At 62.6% G+C, this 16,894-nt stretch carries 14 protein-coding genes; 3 read left to right on the plus strand and 11 right to left on the minus strand.

Annotated elements, in window-relative coordinates:
• The first annotated feature begins 7 nt into the window (after window positions 1–7).
• Genes rplI through rimO form a run of 3 tightly spaced genes read left to right on the plus strand, consistent with a single transcriptional unit; the run spans window position 8 to window position 3,469 of the window.
• Window positions 8–664 (plus strand): 50S ribosomal protein L9, encoded by a 657-nt coding sequence (gene rplI, locus KF821_03955; GenBank protein ID MBX3004966.1) that lies wholly within the window; start codon window positions 8–10, stop codon window positions 662–664.
• A 58-nt stretch (window positions 665–722) separates the two neighbouring features.
• Complete coding sequence (locus KF821_03960) at window positions 723–2,039, plus strand: DUF4115 domain-containing protein (GenBank protein ID MBX3004967.1); 1,317 nt, start codon at window positions 723–725, stop codon at window positions 2,037–2,039.
• A 38-nt stretch (window positions 2,040–2,077) separates the two neighbouring features.
• Window positions 2,078–3,469: a 30S ribosomal protein S12 methylthiotransferase RimO gene (gene rimO, locus KF821_03965; protein MBX3004968.1), complete on the plus strand. Its 1,392-nt coding sequence runs from the start codon at window positions 2,078–2,080 to the stop codon at window positions 3,467–3,469.
• Window positions 3,470–3,586: 117 nt separating this feature from the next.
• Here rimO and KF821_03970 read toward each other — a convergent pair whose 3' ends face one another.
• The 11 genes from KF821_03970 to KF821_04020 all read right to left on the minus strand — a co-directional run bounded on the left by KF821_03970 (window position 3,587) and on the right by KF821_04020 (window position 16,798).
• A complete protein-coding gene (locus KF821_03970) occupies window positions 3,587–4,318 on the minus strand; it encodes an SIMPL domain-containing protein (protein MBX3004969.1) in 732 nt (243 codons plus the stop codon).
• Window positions 4,319–4,434: 116 nt separating this feature from the next.
• Entirely contained in the window at window positions 4,435–5,412 is a 978-nt protein-coding gene (locus KF821_03975; protein MBX3004970.1) for a peptidoglycan DD-metalloendopeptidase family protein, read from the minus strand.
• Window positions 5,413–5,430: 18 nt separating this feature from the next.
• The gene (gene rho, locus KF821_03980) at window positions 5,431–6,705 is read right to left on the minus strand and encodes a transcription termination factor Rho (protein MBX3004971.1); all 1,275 of its coding nucleotides are present in this window, start codon (window positions 6,703–6,705) and stop codon (window positions 5,431–5,433) included.
• 201 nt (window positions 6,706–6,906) lie between these two features.
• A complete protein-coding gene (locus KF821_03985) occupies window positions 6,907–7,443 on the minus strand; it encodes an NUDIX hydrolase (GenBank protein ID MBX3004972.1) in 537 nt (178 codons plus the stop codon).
• Window positions 7,443–8,864 (minus strand): FAD-dependent oxidoreductase, encoded by a 1,422-nt coding sequence (locus KF821_03990; GenBank protein ID MBX3004973.1) that lies wholly within the window; start codon window positions 8,862–8,864, stop codon window positions 7,443–7,445. Before KF821_03990 ends, KF821_03985 begins: the two co-directional genes overlap by 1 nt.
• A gap of 38 nt (window positions 8,865–8,902) precedes the next feature.
• The gene (locus KF821_03995; protein ID MBX3004974.1) at window positions 8,903–9,835 is read right to left on the minus strand and encodes a class I SAM-dependent methyltransferase; all 933 of its coding nucleotides are present in this window, start codon (window positions 9,833–9,835) and stop codon (window positions 8,903–8,905) included.
• Window positions 9,835–10,770 (minus strand): glycosyltransferase, encoded by a 936-nt coding sequence (locus KF821_04000; GenBank protein MBX3004975.1) that lies wholly within the window; start codon window positions 10,768–10,770, stop codon window positions 9,835–9,837. The genes KF821_03995 and KF821_04000 overlap by 1 nt, the downstream gene beginning before the upstream one ends.
• Window positions 10,771–10,773: 3 nt before the next feature.
• Entirely contained in the window at window positions 10,774–12,255 is a 1,482-nt protein-coding gene (locus KF821_04005; protein ID MBX3004976.1) for a B12-binding domain-containing radical SAM protein, read from the minus strand.
• Between the two features lie 56 nt (window positions 12,256–12,311).
• Window positions 12,312–14,885, minus strand: coding sequence for a hypothetical protein (locus KF821_04010; protein MBX3004977.1), 2,574 nt, complete (start codon window positions 14,883–14,885; stop codon window positions 12,312–12,314).
• Window positions 14,886–14,966: 81 nt separating this feature from the next.
• Window positions 14,967–15,602 carry a LysM peptidoglycan-binding domain-containing protein gene (locus KF821_04015; protein ID MBX3004978.1) on the minus strand — a complete coding sequence of 212 codons (636 nt, stop codon included), beginning with the start codon at window positions 15,600–15,602 and terminating at the stop codon, window positions 14,967–14,969.
• Window positions 15,603–15,748: 146 nt separating this feature from the next.
• Window positions 15,749–16,798, minus strand: coding sequence for an iron-siderophore ABC transporter substrate-binding protein (locus tag KF821_04020; GenBank protein ID MBX3004979.1), 1,050 nt, complete (start codon window positions 16,796–16,798; stop codon window positions 15,749–15,751).
• Between the last annotated feature and the right edge of the window lie 96 nt (window positions 16,799–16,894).

Raw genomic sequence — 16,894 nt, forward strand, 5'->3', positions numbered from 1 at the left:
GTGAAGTATGCAAGTTTTACTGTTGCAAGATGTCTACAAGCTCGGCCGCGCCGGCCAGATCAAGAAGGTAGCCAACGGCTATGGCCGCAACTATCTGATTCCGCAGGGCTTGGCCATCCCGGCCACTGCCAACGCCATCAAGATGGCAGAGAAGATCGCCGCCAATGCCGACAAAGAGCGCAACACGCGCAACACGGAGGCACACGCCCTGGCCGAGAAGCTCAAAGGCATGCAACTGCTCTTCCCGGCCCGCGCCGGTGAGACCGGTAAGCTGTACGGCTCGATCACGACCCAGATGATCGCTGACCAGCTCAGCGAGAAGCTGGGCGCCACGCTGGATCGCCGCCAGATCCACGTGCAGCCGCTGCGCTTGCTGGGTATGCACAAGATCGCCGTGCGCCTGACCCTGGACGTCATCCCTGAACTGGATGCGGTGGTGTATCGCGAAGGCGAGAACCCCGAGAACTACATGGTGGATGCCAGCCAACTGGCCGCTGCCGCGGAAGGCGTGCAGCCCAAGCCGGTAGACGAGATCGCCGCCGCGGAACCCGAGTTGGACGAAGGCGCCGGAGAGGCTGGCGATGCCGGAGAAGCTGACGATGCCGAAGAGACCGGCAGCGCTGAAGACGTGGACGACAGCGAAGAGGCTGGCGACGCCGAATAAACCCCCTGCAGAAAGCATCAGCCTGCCGATACAATAGGCAGGCTGATTTTTTTAACTGATGACACCGCAAACCGTCGGCCACGCGCTGAGCCAACAACGCCAGCAACGCGGCCTCACCCTTGAACAGGCTTCCGAAGCCACTCACATCCGCAGGCATTATTTGCAGGCGCTGGAAGCAGGCGACTTTGGCGCCCTGCCCTCCGCCGCCCAGGTGCGCGGCTTCCTGCGCGCCTATGCCAGCTACCTCGATCTGGATGGCGAAGCCTTGCTGGCGCAATTACGCCAGCCCAGCGCCAGTGACCCGGCGCCCGCGGCAGGCGCCCCGCCCGCCGCGGCGCAGCCCACCCGCCCAGCCCCAGAGCCGGCGGCCGCCCGCGCCGAGCCCGCCCCCCCTGCGGCCAGTGGTGATTTTGCGCATATTGCCGAACAGTTGCGCGGGCGGCGTGAGCAGGTGCAGCTCACCCTGGCGGAAGTGGAGCAAAACACCCACATCCCTGAGCACTATTTGCGCCGCCTCGAAGCCGGCGACTATGACAGCTTCCCCTCGCCCACCCAGGCGCGCGGCATGCTGGGCAATTACGCCGAATTTCTCGGGCTGGAAAGCGAAGCCCTGTTGCTGCAATATGCCGAAGTGCTGCAAGCACGCTTCCAACAGCGCGCCGCAGAACAGGCCGCCAAGACCAAACCCGCCAAGCCTAAGCCCGCCCGCCCCAGCTTGCCGCCACTGAAGTTTCGCCTGCCCGAGTGGGCGCAACCTTTGCTGACGCGGGATATTGCCTTCGGCGCTCTGATGGGCCTGGTCTTGCTGACCTTCATTACATTCAGCATCAGCCGGGTGCTCTCCACGCGGGCCAACCAAAGCATCGAGCCCACCGCCCCACCGCTGGGCAGCCTGGGCTTGCCCAGCGCCACGCCTGATCTGGGGGCCGTAGCCAGCGGCAACGAATCGATCAACCTGCTGGGCAGCCCCACCGCCACGCTCACGCCGGGCATGCTTGGCCAGGCCACGGTGCAGGCCAACGCAGGCAACATCAACCTGCGCCTGCTGGCCACCCAGCGGGTGTGGATGCGCGTTACCGTCGACGGGCAGATCCAGTTCGAGGGGCGCACAGTACCCGGCCAGAACTATTCCTACAGCGCCAACGGCCAGATCGTAGTGCTGACGGGTAACGCCGCTGGACTGCGCGCCTTCTTCAACGAGCAGGATCTGGGCAGCATTGGCCTGCTGGGCGAAGTCTCCAGCGTAGTGTTCAGCGCCGAGGGCGCGGTGACGCCAACCCCCTCGCCCACGCCGACCACGGACCCGGCGCAACTGACCGCCACGGCGCAGGCCACACCCAGCCCCACGCCCACCGAAACGCCTGACGCGCCCTAAGCACGAAGCCAGCGCCAGCGTTACAATCCTCTTTCGCTATGGATACTAAAAACTTCCATCTGGTTTCATTAGGCTGCGCCAAGAACACCGTCGATTCCGAATCGATGGCGCAACTGTTACAGCGCGAGGGCTACCAACCCAGCCTCTCGCCCGAGGCGGCCGAGGTGCTGATCGTTAACACCTGTGGCTTCATCGGCCCGGCCAAGGAGGAGTCGTACCAGGTGCTCAGCGAACTGGCCGCCAACAAGCGCGACGGCCAATGGCTGATCGCCGCCGGCTGCCTGAGCCAACGTTACGGCGCGGAGGTGATCGAGCAGGTGCCGGGCATCGATGCCTTGCTGGGCACGCGGCGCTGGATGGATGTGCTGCAACTGATCGACAAGCTGCGCCGCCGTACCAGCCCGGAGCCGCTCTATCACCTGCCGGATGAGGCGCTCACTGTGGGCCGCGATGAGCATGACGTGCTGCGCGTCTCCAAGCAGGGCTATAGCGCCTACCTGAAGATTGCCGATGGTTGCCGCCGCCCGTGTGCGTTCTGCGCCATCCCGCTGATCAAGGGTACGCTGGTCAGCCGCCCGCTCGACGCCATCGTGACCGAGGCCCAGGCGCTGCAAGCCGCCGGCGTGCGCGAGATCAATCTGATCGCCCAAGACATCACCGATTGGGGCCACGAGCTGGGCGTCAAGGATGGTCTGGCCACTCTGCTGGAAACACTGGTCAACGCCGTGCCGCACGTGGACTGGATTCGGATCCTCTACAACTTCCCCGGCTCAGTGACCGATCGCCAGATCGAGACGATGGCGGCGCACAAGCAGCTCATCCCGTATTTGGATATGCCGCTGCAACACGCCCACCCGGCCACCCTCAAACGCATGCGCCGCCCGGCCAATATGGACTGGGTGCACCGCACGTTGGCCAAGATGCGCGCCAACTTGCCCGGCCTGGCGCTGCGCTCCACCTTCATTGTGGGCTACCCGGGCGAGACCGAAGAAGAGTTCCAAGCCCTGATGGACTTCGTGGAAGAGATTCGTTTTGACCGCGTGGGCGTGTTCACCTTTTCGTTCGAGCCGGGCACCAGCAGCGAACCACTCGGCGACCCGATACCCGAAGAAGTGAAAGAAGAACGCAAGGGCCGCCTGATGGAGCTGCAACAGCGCATCTCACTCGAGAATAACCAGGCGCTGGTGGGCCAGACGCTGGATGTGCTGGTTGAGGGCACAGGCGAAGTGGACGGCAGCGATGAGCCGATTGCCGTGGGGCGCAGCTACCGCGATGCGCCCGAGATTGACGGGCTGGTCTTCGTAGAAGGCGGCGCCCCGGTGGGCGAGATCGTGCCGGTGCGGATTACTGGGGCGATGCCGTATGACTTGAGCGGCGTGGTGGATACCAGCCGCAACATCATCACGCTGGACGGGCTTTCTGTTAAATAATTTTCAGCAAATCTTGTTGCAAGATATAAATAAATCGCAATTCCTGTTGCATCGAGCCAAGAAAAAAAAAGCCCCGCAGTTGCGAGGCTTTTTTTGTACTCGGGGTCAAAGCAGCGCTTACTTGATGGCGAAGGTGATGCTGACATCCGCGCCGACGGTGATTTGGCCAGGCACGATGCTGGTGCTGGCATCCGCCGCGGCACCGCCGCCACCCATCGCATACATCGGGCCGTAGTAGTAGCCGGTGGGCGCATAGTTGATCGCCACAATGTCGCCCAGTTGCACGCCAGCCGCGGTAGCCAGTGCCTTGGCCTGTTCGATGGCGTTCTGCACGGCCAGATCGCGCGCCTGATTCTGCGCATCGCTCTTGTCGTCCACATCAAAGGTAACACCCCAGATGGAGTTGGCCCCGGCCGAAACGGCCTGGTCCAGCAGCTGGCCGAGCTTGGCCAGATCACGCGCGATCACGGTAACGGTGTTCTCCACCGAGTAGCTGCTGATCTCGCTGGGCAGGCCGGTCACCGGGTCATAGCTCTGGTTGGCGTACACATTGAAATTGGCGGTCTGCATGTCCTCGGCAGCAATGCCCAGGGAGGCGAGCGCATCCATTACCGAGGCCACCTGGGTGGCATTGGCAGCCACAACTTCGGAGACGTTGGTGCCGGTGGTGCGCACGCCAATCGTTACCGTGGCAATGTTCGGCACCAGGCGGATATCACCGCGGCCGGAGACGGTGAGCCCATTGCTGGGCTGCGCCGGGTTGGCCAGCGGGGCGGGCGCGGTGGCGGCGCCACACGCGGCCAGCAGCAAGCCCGTCAAAGCCAGGAACAAAACACTCTTCTTAACCATTATTCACCATTCCTTTAGTATTCAGGCAGAAATGCCTGCTACTGGGTTAACGAAGTATGGCATGAAAGGTTCCCAGCCAAATTGGGGCAGGATGAGAAAGCGATTGCAAAAGTTACTTAGGGCAGCACGGTTAACGGATCGATAGCTACCCCACCCTGGCGAATCTCAAAATGCACAAATGCGCCTGCGGGGTGGGCACTGTAGCCCGCCACGCCTAGCGGCTCGCCGGCTTGTAGCGAGGCACCGCACAACGCCTGCACCTCGGCCAGGCCCGCGTACAGGCTGAATTGGCCGTTACCGTGATCGAGCATCACCGCGTAGCCATAGCCAAAGTTCGACCAGCCGGAAAATGTAACCACGCCAGCATCGGCGGCCAGCACAGCTTCGCCGGGCTGCGCGGCCAGATCGGCGGCCGGGTGCACGCCGGAGTAACCATCGCCGGCCAGCGTGCCGCCAGCCAGCGGCCAGGCATAGCGGCCCGCGCCCACTGCGCCGCCATCCACGTTGCGCGGGCAGGCGCCGGCACCAAATTCAAGGAAATCAACCGCCATCGCGGCGCGCGGCAGGTCCGGCAGGGTGCGGCGGCGCAAGGCCCGCTGGCCGCCGGGCACCAACAGCCACTGTCCGGGTTGAATGACGGGATTGTTGGCATCGAGCTTGTTGCCGGGCCAATTGAGCATGGCTTGCGGGTCCGCGGCAAAGAAGGCGGCAATGGTATTGACGGTATCGCCGCCGCCCACCTGGTGATAGACGCCATCCACCGGCAGGATAGTGAGCGGCATGCCCTCCAGCAGGAAATCGGCGATATCGGCCAAGGCATCGTAGTTGGCCCACAGCACCGTCTCCGGCTGCAGGTTGTAGGCGGCGGCAATGCGGCTCAGCGTGTCACCGGGTTGCACCGTGTAGGTTTCGATCTCACTGCGCGGTTGCGGGGTAGCGCTCGGTTGCGGCGTGGGCGTCTGTGCGGTTGCGCTGGGCTGGGCAATCTCGCTGGGCACAAGCGTAGCCTGCGGTGCCGGGCTGCTGCAAGCGGCGATAAACAACAGCAGGCCCGTGCTGAGAAGTAGCCGAGCCTGCTGGGTAGAGACGTTCATAGTACGCGCTATAGACGGCTAGGCGTCGATCAGAGTTTCCAGGAATTCCTGATTGCTGTCGGTCTTGGCCATGCGTTGCAACATCGCTTCGGTGGCGTTGGTGGTGTCCATGCCCGCGCCGTGTGGCGGCTCGGCGATCATGGTGCCGTACATACGGCGCATCAGCCAAACACGCTGGGTAATATCCGGCCCGAGCAGCAGCTCTTCACGGCGGGTGGACGAACGCTCGATGTCGATAGCGGGGAAGATACGGCGCTCCTGCATCTTGCGCGAGAGGTGCAGCTCCATATTGCCAGTGCCCTTGAATTCTTCGTAAACGACATCATCCATGCGCGAGCCGGTGTCGACCAGGCAGGTGGCGATGATGGTCAGCGAACCGCCCTCTTCAATGTTGCGCGCCGCGCCGAAGAAGCGCTTGGGCGGATACAAAGCCGAAGGGTCAATACCGCCGGAGAGTGTACGCCCGGAAGGCGTGACGACGAGGTTGTAGGCCCGCGCCAGACGGGTGATCGAGTCCATCAGGATCACCACATCCCGGCCGATCTCGACCAGGCGCTTGGAGCGCTCCAGCACCATTTCAGCGGCGCGCACGTGCGAGGTGACCGGCTCATCAAAGGTGGACGAGATCACTTCGGCGTCCACCGAGCGATCCATATCGGTCACTTCTTCGGGGCGCTCACCAATGAGGGCCACGACAAGATGCACATCTTTGTAATTGGTGGAGATAGAGTTGGCCATCTCTTTGAGGATGGTGGTCTTACCAGACTTTGGCGGCGATACGATCAGACCACGCTGGCCACGGCCCACGGGCGAGACCAGGTTGATCATGCGCATGGCCAGGCCACGCTTGTCGGTCTCGAGGTCAAAACGGCTATCAGGGAAGATGGGGGTCAGGTTTTCGAAACGGGGGCGGGTCTTAGCCTTCTCAGGGTCCATACCATTGACGGACTCGACTTTCACCAGGCCATAGTGCTTCTCGGATTCACGCGGCGGGCGGGCTTCACCGATGATCAGGTCACCGTTACGCAGGCCATAGCGGCGGATCTGGGTCTGCGAGACATACACATCGCCGGGGCCGCCCTGGTAGTGCTCAGAGCGCAGGAAGCCCACGCCCTCGTTCATGATCTCGAGAATGCCGCCGCGCACCTCGCGGCCCTGCTTGCTGGCCATCATCTGCGCAATCGTGATCACCAGATCTTCGCGCTTGAGGCGCGCGGCGCGTTCCACGCCGAGATCTTTCGCTTGCTTGCGCAAATCTGCGAGGGAAGTTTTTTCTAATTCAAGAATGTCCATGGTGTGTGTCTCTATAGAATGGGAGGATATAAGTACGCGGAGGGTGGCTGCCTAACGCCCGGGCAGTACAGGACTAGGTGAGTCTGCAAGTGCAAAGGAATATAAAAGTTGTAACCAAAGAGAGTGCAGGGGAAATTCGCACAGAATTATAACGGAATTCCCCCGCGCTCACAAGCAGGAAATTTGTCCTGCGTACAAGGCTTACTGCGCTGCCAGCACCTGGTGCGCCAGCAAGAGCCCCAGCATGGTCTTGGCATCTTCGATCTCGCCGCTGCCAATCGCCGCCAGGCACTCTTCCAAACTCAGGCGCACCACTTCCAAATCTTCATCCTGGTCTGGCGGTAGCGCATCCGGCTGCAGGTCCTGCGCCAGGTAGATCCACATACGTTCGGTGGAGTAACCGGGCGCAAGATAAAACTCGGCCAGCAGGGTCAGCGAGCCTGCGCCCATGCCCACTTCCTCGCGCAGCTCACGTTGAGCGGTCACCTCGGTGGCCTCACCCGGCTCCAGCGTCCCGGCAGGCAGCTCCAAGAGCTGCTTGCCGGTGGAGTGGCGGTACTGGCGCACCAGCAGGATCTTGCCATCCGCATCCACCGGCACCATCGACACCGCGCCGATGTGCACGACCGTGTCGTAGATGGCCTCGCGGCCATCACTGGTCTCAAGAATGTCTCGGCGCACCGAGAATTTCTGGCCGCGGTAGGCAAGCTCACTGCTGATGGTTTTGTATGTGGCCATTAGTCTACGATCTTGTAGTCAGCCACGCGCTGCTCCAACGCACGCCAGATATCTGGCGCGGCTTCACCCGCCGCCAGATGCTCGGCAATGAAGCGCCCCATGTCTGCACAGTGGTCGGAATTGTTGTAGTTGTACATACCAATGCGGCCCGTGGTGAGCAGGTTGGGTACTTGGCGCAGCTTATCGCTCACTAGCTTCATGCGCTCAGCATAGCCGAGGTCATAGCGCGGGTAGAAGTTGTGCTTGCGGATCACCAGGCTGTTGGTGACTTCGTCTGCACGGATGAGGCCGGTCTTGACCATGCCATCGATGACCTGCTGAGTGAGCTCAGCATCGCTGGCTTGCCACAAGGCGCTGCCTTCGGCAGCGGTGAAGTCAGCCGTCACCACGGTGCGGTCCGCCGGGCCGAGCGCCGGGTTCATCTGCTTCTGCTCGAACAGGCGGCTGAAGACCACATTGCGCTGCGGGAAGAAGACCCACTGGTCTTCCATCACCAGCGGGCGCTTAACCCACACATACACCATGATGAGATGGCGGAACTGCAGGCCTGTCACAGCCTGGTTGAAGGTTTCGTCTGTGTTGCCAAAGACCATACGGCCGATGAGCGGCAGCGGCAGCGAGGACACCAGGTAGTCGCTGGCAATGGTTTGCGCTGTGCCAGCGATGGCGGTCTTGACGCTGCGCACGCGGCCATCTTGCATCTCCAGCCCTTGCACGTCTACGCCGGTGAGCACGCGGCCGCCGTGGGCCGCAATGCCTTCGGCCAGCGCCTGCGGCCAGTCACCGAAGCCGGCTTTAGGGTAGTAGAAAAACTCGGCGTTGGTGTCTGCGGTCTCCTTTTTCAAGCCGAGCAGCTTGAGCACCAGCTCCATGCCACCCGAGGCGGGCAAGCGCGTGCGCGCCATCTCGGGATGCAAGGTGGCTGGATCGCCCCATACTTTGTCTGCCAGTGGTTCAAAGACCAGCTCGTAGGTTGGGCGGCCAAAGCGGCGAATGATGTAGTCTTTGTAAGAACCCGGCGCCTTGCGGTTGAAGATGCCCTTAAGCACCTCAATGCCATAGCCAAAGCCAATCTGCAGGAAGCGCACCGGGCCTAAAGCCTGAGCGAGATTACCTAGCTTGAGCGGATAATCGAGCAGCTTGCCTTCAAGGTACAAGCGGTTCTTTTTGGGCAGCTGGATCAGTCGGTCACCCATCAAGGATGTGGCTTCGTCCAGCACGCCGGGGATAATGGAGTAGAGCTTATGCGCGCCATAATCGAGCACGAAGCCATCGTGCTCAAAGCTGCCGCACAGGCCGCCGATCACGGCTTCTTTTTCCAGCACAGTGACATCATATTTACCTGTACGCGCCAGGAAGTAACCAGCCGCCAGGCCGCCGACACCGGCGCCCAGCACAACGATCTTTTCTTTATTAGACAAGGTCTTACTCCATAACCTAGACAGCCTGATACGCTGAATTATTTCTTCTCCGCCACAACCAGCATCTGGCCCATCCAATACGGGATCTGCCAGTGCTGCATGCCCAGGCGCTTCACCACCCAACCCGCGGCGCGAGCAACAGGGCGCACATAGGCTTCCATACGGAAGAGGACATAGCCCAGCTCCAGGCTCTGCCAGTGAGCGCGCTGCACGCGCAGCTCCAGGCCGAGCTCATTGAGCAGGCGGGTGAGCGTGGGGATGGTGAAGTAGTACAGGTGCACTGAAAGCAGGAATACCCAGCGGCGGCCCATCAGGCGCGCTACGAGGGAATGAATGTCGGGATAGTTGACCACCAGCAGGCCGCCCGGTTTCAGCACACGGATGCACTCGCGTAGCGTGGCCTTGGGGTCCGGCGTGTGCTCCAGCACATCCCACAGGCTGACGACATCAAAGCTGGCATCGGCCAGTTTCATATCTTCGATCGTGCCGGGCACCACGTCGAGGCTGTAGTGCTGCTTGGCCCAGTCAGACATCCAGCGGTTAGGCTCGCAGCCCGCTACCTGCCAGCCGGCGCGCTGCGCCACGGCCATGAAGGAGCCACCGGCGGTGCCAACATCCAGCAGCGTACCGCGCTGCGGGCGCATGCGCTCAATCAGCTTGAGCGAACCGGCAAAGGTGCGCTCACGGCCGGCGGCCTGTGAGACGAACATCTCATCCGTGCCAGCGCTGTAGCCGTCAATCACCACATCGGCGCGCAGGCGCGGGGTGAGGTACATCAGGCCGCACTGCTTGCAGCGCACCAGTTGGTCCAGCAGCACTTCATCCCCAGAGGAGCGGAAGGTATTGGCAATCTCCTCGGGCTTGGCGTCCTCGTAGCGCGGCGGGTAAACCACTTCGTAATCATCGGCACCGCACAGGTTGCATTTCACATGCTCCAGCAGCGCTTTGTAGGCTTCTACGTTGTTTTGCATTATTTACTTCGCCTTAGGTAGGTCTTGATACCCGCAAAACGGGTGTTGATCGCGTTGAGTGAAAGGCCGATGCCGAGCGCCATCAGGCCGGTGGGTACCCCCAGCAACACCACACCGCCCAGGATGCTGTCAGGCAGGCTGCCCTGCCCCACAAAACTGAACAGGCGCAGGATACCCGCTACCAGCGCCAGCGCCCAGAACAGCAGTGCGATGGCGCCAAAGAGGCGCAGCGGGCGGTGGTCACGCAACAGAATGGCGGCAGTGAGCACGATGCGGTAGCCATCAGCAAACGGGCGCAGCTTGGAGCTGCTATCCGCGGGGCGGCTGCGGTAACGCGTGGGCACTTCGACGATGTGCAGACCCTCGGCTAGGGCTTGGATGGTGATCTCGGTCTCGACTTCGAAACCGCTGGTCAGCACCGGCACTCCTTCAATGAAGCGGCGGTTGAAGGCACGGTAGCCGGAGAGCACATCCTCAAATTTTGTAGCAAAGAGACGGTTGATATAGGCCACGATCATGCGGTTGCCCAGCTGATTGAGGCGTTTCATGTTGGCGTCGCTGGCGCCGTCCATACGGTGGCCCACCGACATATCCGCCGTGCCGTCCAGCACCGGGGCCAGCACAGTATGAACATCTTCGGCGTAATAGGTGTCATCGCCGTCGGCCATGACAATGATGTCTTCATCCAGCTGGTCAAAAATAGCGCGGATGACGTTGCCCTTGCCCAGCTGGCCCACATGGCGCACTTCGGCACGCGCCTTGCGCGCCAGCGCGGCGCTGGTGTCTGTGGAGGCGTTGTCAAACACGTACACCTTGGCGCGCGGCAGATTTTTGCGGAAATCGCCCACCACCTTGGCAATCGTGGCAGCTTCATTGTGGCAGGGAATCGCCACAGCGATGCGAGCAGTACGGGCAGAGGGACGTTTGGTGGGCATGGGTTAGCGTGCAAACCAGCGCAGAGCCAGCGCCCGGTAGGGCACCATCTCCATCTTGGTTTGGAACTTGCGGCGCAAGAAGTTGAACGGCTGCGACAAAAGCTTGAAAGGATGATAACGCAGTTTCCACAGCAGGAAACTAGCATACAGACGGAAGCGGAAGGAGGCCAGCGCCTGATAGTCTTGGCGCCAGGTGGGGCTGAAATTGAGCTCAGACAAATTGCCATAGCCCTGGAACTGGTCATATATAGAAGAGCCCGGTACCGGTGTGACGATGAAGAGCGCCACTTCGTCTACGCCCACGCGGGTGAGATCACGCACCAAGTCCCAGGTCATTTGCAAATCTTCAGGGGTTTCACCCGGGTAGCCGAGCACAAAGCAGGCTTGCGAACGAATGCCCACCTGGTTCATGCGCTTGACCAGGCGCACGGCATGCTTGAGGTTGAACGGCTTACGCATCAGCTTAAGCAGCCGTGGTGAGCCCGTTTCGGGCGAAATCGAAATATAGCGGCAGCCTGCGGCGGCCATCTGGTCAATGGTGTCTTCATCCTGCATCGTCTCGACCTTGGTGCCGGCGGCGATCTTCCAGGTGATCTTGAGGCCGCGGCGCAGGATCTCGGCGCAGATGGCGCGGATACGCTCATCTGAGATGGTGGGGTCAAGGTCCTCGATGTGGAACTCGCTTACACCCAGTGCGCGCTGGAAGTGCTCGATCTCGTCCACCACGTTGAGTGGCGTGCGCGGGCGCCAGCGCTGGCGGTTGGTGGCCGGCACGACGCAGAAACCACACGGGTATGGGCAACCGCGCGAGGTGAGCAGCGGCAGGTAGCGCTCCGCCGAGAGCGGGCCGTGGGCAAAGCCTAGCTGCCAGTAGTTTTGCAGCGGGAACAGATCCCACGCTGGGAAAGGCAATGCGCTCAGCTCGGCTTCATCCATGAAGCCCGCAGGCAAGTTATAGAAATCTGGCCCGCCCACCCCATCGATGGCGCGGATAGCCTGCGCATCGCCCGCTTGCAGCGCTGCCAGCAGGCGCTGGGCGCGGCGCTCCGGTTCCCCGGTGAGGATGTAATGCGCCCCGGCAGCATAAAACTCCGCGGCTACATGCGTGAGCGCGTAGGCCGTCACCGCCTGCGTGTTCTCAACCACGATGACCGTGGCCTGCGGGGCGGCCTGGCGGGCGGCACGCACCATCTCCAACGTGGACATGTGATTGGTGAGATTGATGGCGTAGACGAAGACGGTTTGCGTGTCGGCCGGGATCTGGGCCAGCACTTCAGCCGGGTCGAGCCCGTAGACGTAAAAATTGCCGTCATTGCGTGCTTGGCGCGGCGTGGCGGCATACGCATCCAGCACGCTGACGGCGTGGCCGGCGGCGCGCAAGCTGGCCGCCAAATACGCCAGGCTGATCGGCATGTAGACGATGCCGGTGGTCAGCGGATCGTTGCGTTGGGCAACCAGATTGGGATTGATAAGCAGCACAGACATAAAAGTGCGCCTCTTTCGCGAAGCGCACTCAAATTATACCCAGCCGCCATAGGCGCTCAGGGCAAGGCAGCACACTGCAGGCTGGCTGCGCCTGGCGCCAGGATGGCGGGGCGCGCCGCCTGCAAGTAGACCAGGGCGACGACATGCAAATACTCGCGCTGCTGGCAACCCAGCACGACTACATCGGCGGCATTGGGTAGCGCCCGCACAGGCCCGGGGATGGCCGAGCGCATGTGGCCCACCGGGCCAACCAACTCAAACTGCACGCGCAGGAAATCCAGCGCCTCATTTTCGTTTTCGCCGCCAGGGTAGACACGCGGGTATAACGCACGCCCCCAGTAGACTTCGGCGCCTGGCTGGGCGATGAAAGCGGCCACATCCAGGCCGCTGGCCGCCACCTGCGGCGCCGCCTGGATCTGCTGCAGCGCGCTGGCCTCATCCCAGCCCGCATAGCGTTGCGGCACGGCCAGCTCAGCCAGTGGAATGAACAAGCCCGCCAGCAAGGCCAGGCCGGCAGCGGCCGCCAGGCCGCGCAAGCCCGGCGTCGCCGGCGTGGCCGCGGGCTGCGGCGCAGCCACCGGCGGTGAGTAGCCGAACAGATAGCGCGCCGCCCACACGCTGAACTGGCCGATACCCAGACAATAGAAGAGCAAAATGACCCAATCGGCGGGCAGGATCAACCGCCAGCCGGAGACGCGCGCCAAGGCCGTGCTGGCACTGTACAGAAGATGCATGCCCACCGGCACCAGGCTAAGCCAGCCGAGCTTGCGCCAGGCCGCCCCCAAGCCCAGCGCCACCAGGGCCACGTTCAACGCCAGCGGGGCCACCCAGTCCGGCGGGATCTGCCCATCCCACCCCTGCGCCGCCTGGCCAGTGACCCAATAGGGCGTGCTGGCAATGTACGCATCCAATGAGCAACACTGCGCCCATAGTTGGGCCTGGCGCTGCGGCCAATACGGCTGCAGGTTATAAAACTCCACCAGGCGCGCGGTTAGATCAAAGCGGGCCGGCAATGCCAGAAACGAGGCCACTTCGTTGTGCAAGAAGTGCGCAGTGATGAAGCGCGCCACCTCGCCGGGATGCGCCAACACAAATTGGCGCACATTGGCAAAACCCAACGCCACATAGTCGCTGGCGGGCGTGGTGGCGATATCAAAGCCAGGATCGTTGCTTTCGGGGGCCAGGCTGTATTGGCGCGCCATGTAGAGCGCCTGAAACGGCTGCGAGTAGCCGAACTCGCCGGTGCGCACAGCATTGCGCACCATCCAGGGAAGCGCGGTGAGGGCAAAGCCCAGCAGTACCAGGCCTGCCAGCGGCAGCCGCACCCGCCACGGCCCTTTGGCGCGCAGCAGCACCAACAGCACCAGGAACGGCAAAAAGATCAGCGTTTGTGAACGCAGCAACAGCAAGAGGCCCAGTGCGGCCCCCACCCACAGGGCACGGCGCGGTTGCTCTGCGCGGTGCTGCAACCAATCCAGCACCAGCAGGGTGAAGGCGGCCAGCGCCACAGCGGTGGGCAGATCCGTCATCAATAGTTTGGAATGCGAGACCAGAATGCGGTTGGAGAGCGCCAGCGTATTCAGCTCGCGCAGGATGATCACCAGGGCCAGCAGCAGGCCGGAGAAACGCTGGTGCAAACGGGCCGCCAGGAAGTACAGCACCACCGGAAACAGCGCCAGCAGCCAGATCTGGGCATTGACCACCTGGGCATACTCCTGCCCCACCAGGCTGTGCAGGACGACCAGCAGGAAAGCATACAGTGGCTTCTCGATCACATCGGAGAAGCCATTACCAGTGAGAAAGCGCTGGGCGGCAATATCCAGGGTGGCAGCATCTGAATTTGGGTAATACTCCCAGTTGGGCGCCGCCGGGGCCAGCGAGAAATGGGTGGTGCGTGGTGGCTGGGCACTCCACAATACTGCGGCCAGCAGCCAGATGCCTAGCGCCGCCAGCAGGTCTACGCGGGTGGGCCGCCAGTTCAAACGGCGCGCCGCCCAGCCCATCAAGCTGGCGATCAGCCACGCCGCGCACCAGGCCAGCAACACCTGCGTGTTCAAGACCGGCGCACCGGGCGTATCCCAGCCGGTGCGATCGGGCTGCAGGCCCAGGCCGCTGAGCACTACTGCGCCCACCGCCAGCAGCAAGACCAGCCCCGCCAGCGCGGCCGGGCGCAGCACGCCGCGCGCCTGCGCCCCGGTGCTGGCGGGGCGCAGGCGCGGCCAGCACAGCAGGGCCGCGGCGCAAGCCCAACATGCCCAGACACTCAACGGCAGCAGGCGCAGCAAGCGCGCTTGCGCAAAAGCATCGCTAATGCGCAAGCTGAATAACACCAAATACAATGCGAGAACAAAGCCCAGCGCGGCCAGCCCGATCCAGGCGTTATGCCACGCCGGCCGGGCCAGCATCCAGGCCGCCGCGCGCGCCAGCCAGGCTTCGCGGCGCGCCAGCCAGGCAGCGCCGGCCGCCAGGCCCAGCAGCGCCAGCAGCAAGGCCCAGCGCGCTGGAGAAAGCCCCAGCACAGCCGTGCTGGCCTGGCTGGGTTGCGAGAACACCAAGCCGGCGGCCGCAACCGCGCCCAGGGCACTGAGCAGCAGCCAGCGGGCCAACCAGCGAGTGGGAGATGTATTCATATCCTCTGTTTTTAACATAGTTGGCAAAACAAAAGGGCTGGGATTTGCCCAGCCCTCTGGAAGGCCGCAAGGGTATGCAGGCTAGGGAATGTGTAGCTGCGTGCCACCAGGAATGTTCTGGTCAAGGCTGAGGCCATTGGCTTCGGCAATGTGCTCCGGCCATACATCGCCGAAAGCGCAGGCAATACTATAGAAGCTATCCGCGCCGCTGGCCACGTAGGTGGTGGGGTGCGCACGCAGAGCACGCTCGCCACCATAGCCACCCACCCCACTGGGAATGCTGATGGTGGTGCCAACGCTGAGGCTGTTGGCGTTGTTGGCGTTCAGCCCATTGGCGGAGAGCAAAGCATCCGGATTGATGTCAAAACGGCGCGCCAGGCAATACGGCCATTCCCCTTCGTGCAGCGTGTAGCTACTCGGCACGGCCAGCTGGGTGATCGGGGCCGGCGTGGTGGTGGCCGTGGCTTCGGGGGTAGCGCTGGGCGCCACGGTGGCGGTGTTGCCGAACAGCGGGGTGGCGCTTACGTCCAGCGTGGGCTGCACACCGGTTTTATCCTGGCCGGCCAGGGCGGTTTGGGTGGCCATCGTGTTGAAGATCGACACCAGTGGGTCCTCGGTAGCGACCGTCACCGGATCGGTGGAAGCAGAGCGCGTGCAGGCCGCCAGCAACAGCGCCAACAGCACGAAGATCAGCAGGGACAAGCGGTTTTTTCTCATGGGTTTGCGAACATCCATTCCAGTCGATTCGGATACTAGCATAGCCAAGAATCAGCGTCAAGCGCAGCCGCCAGCCAATGTGCGGCTGCGCAAAGCAAAACAGCCCGCCGCTTGCGCGGCGGGCTGTGGGGGGCAAAACACAGGCCCTAGGGGGTCTGCAGGGTTTGGTTCAACTGCGCAAAATCGGGGCTGAGCTGCTCAATGGCAAAGGGGATGCTGAGCACCGTGGAGAAATTGAGTGCATCGTAGATCGGGCTGGTGTTGGAAAGGTAGACCACGCGGCCATCCTTCACAATGTCCAGATTGGCGTAGAGCGGGTTATTGCGCATTTCCTCAGGCAGCGAATCGATCCAGATCAGGAAATCGATGTCAATGATGTCGAAGCGCTCCAGCGAGATCGAGGCGCCAAACTCCTCACCGGCCAACTCATCGATCACGGGGGGATAGCTGAAGCCCAGCGAGGTCATAAAGCGGCCGCGCGAGTCTTGTGAGCCATAGACGTAGTAGCTGGTGGGGTAGCCCCACGGCGTGGCGACCACCGCCTCGGCACCCTGAATGTTGGGGAACTGGGCACGCGCTTCGGCGAAAGCGCTTTCAACGCCGGCAATCAGGTTTTCCGCCTCAGCGGCCTTGCCGACGATCTGACCCATCGTGCGGGTCACTTCCTGCCAGGGCACGCCCCAATCGACATACTCGGCGGGTTGCGCCACGGTGGGGGCGATTTGGCTCAGGGTGGTGTACTCCTCCTGGGTGATCCCGGCATACAGGCCCACGATCACGTCCGGCTCCAGCGCGGCGATCTCCTCAAAGTTGAGTTGACCGCTGCTCAAGACTACTGGGGTTGCGCCGTCCAGCGCGGCCAGCTCGTCCTGCGCCCATTCAAAAATGGCGCCGGGGCGTTCGCCATACCACTCCCGCGTGGCCACCGGCACTACGCCGAGGGCCAGCAGGGCATCCTGCTCATTAAGGCCAACGAGCACAATGCGCTCGGGCGCGGCTTCAATGGTGGTGCTGCCATACTTGTGCTCGATGGAGACGGGGAATGCGGCCTCAGCGGTGGGCGCCTCGGTGGCGGCTTCCTCAACCGCGGCCTCAGTGACCGGCGCGGGGGTTGCAGCTGGCGCCGGTGCGCCGCAGGCAGCGGCCAACAACGCCAGGATGAAGAGTAATGAAACTACGAAACTGCGTTTGAACATGTACTGCTCCTATAGAGTGCAAAGATGGAAGCAGTATCCGATACAGCCGCCCGCAATTCTAGGTATGCGGGTTATTGCAAAGTTGCTGAGGCGGCA

It is taken from the genome of Anaerolineales bacterium, from assembly GCA_019637755.1.
Classification (GTDB): domain Bacteria; phylum Chloroflexota; class Anaerolineae; order Anaerolineales; family UBA11579; genus JAMCZK01.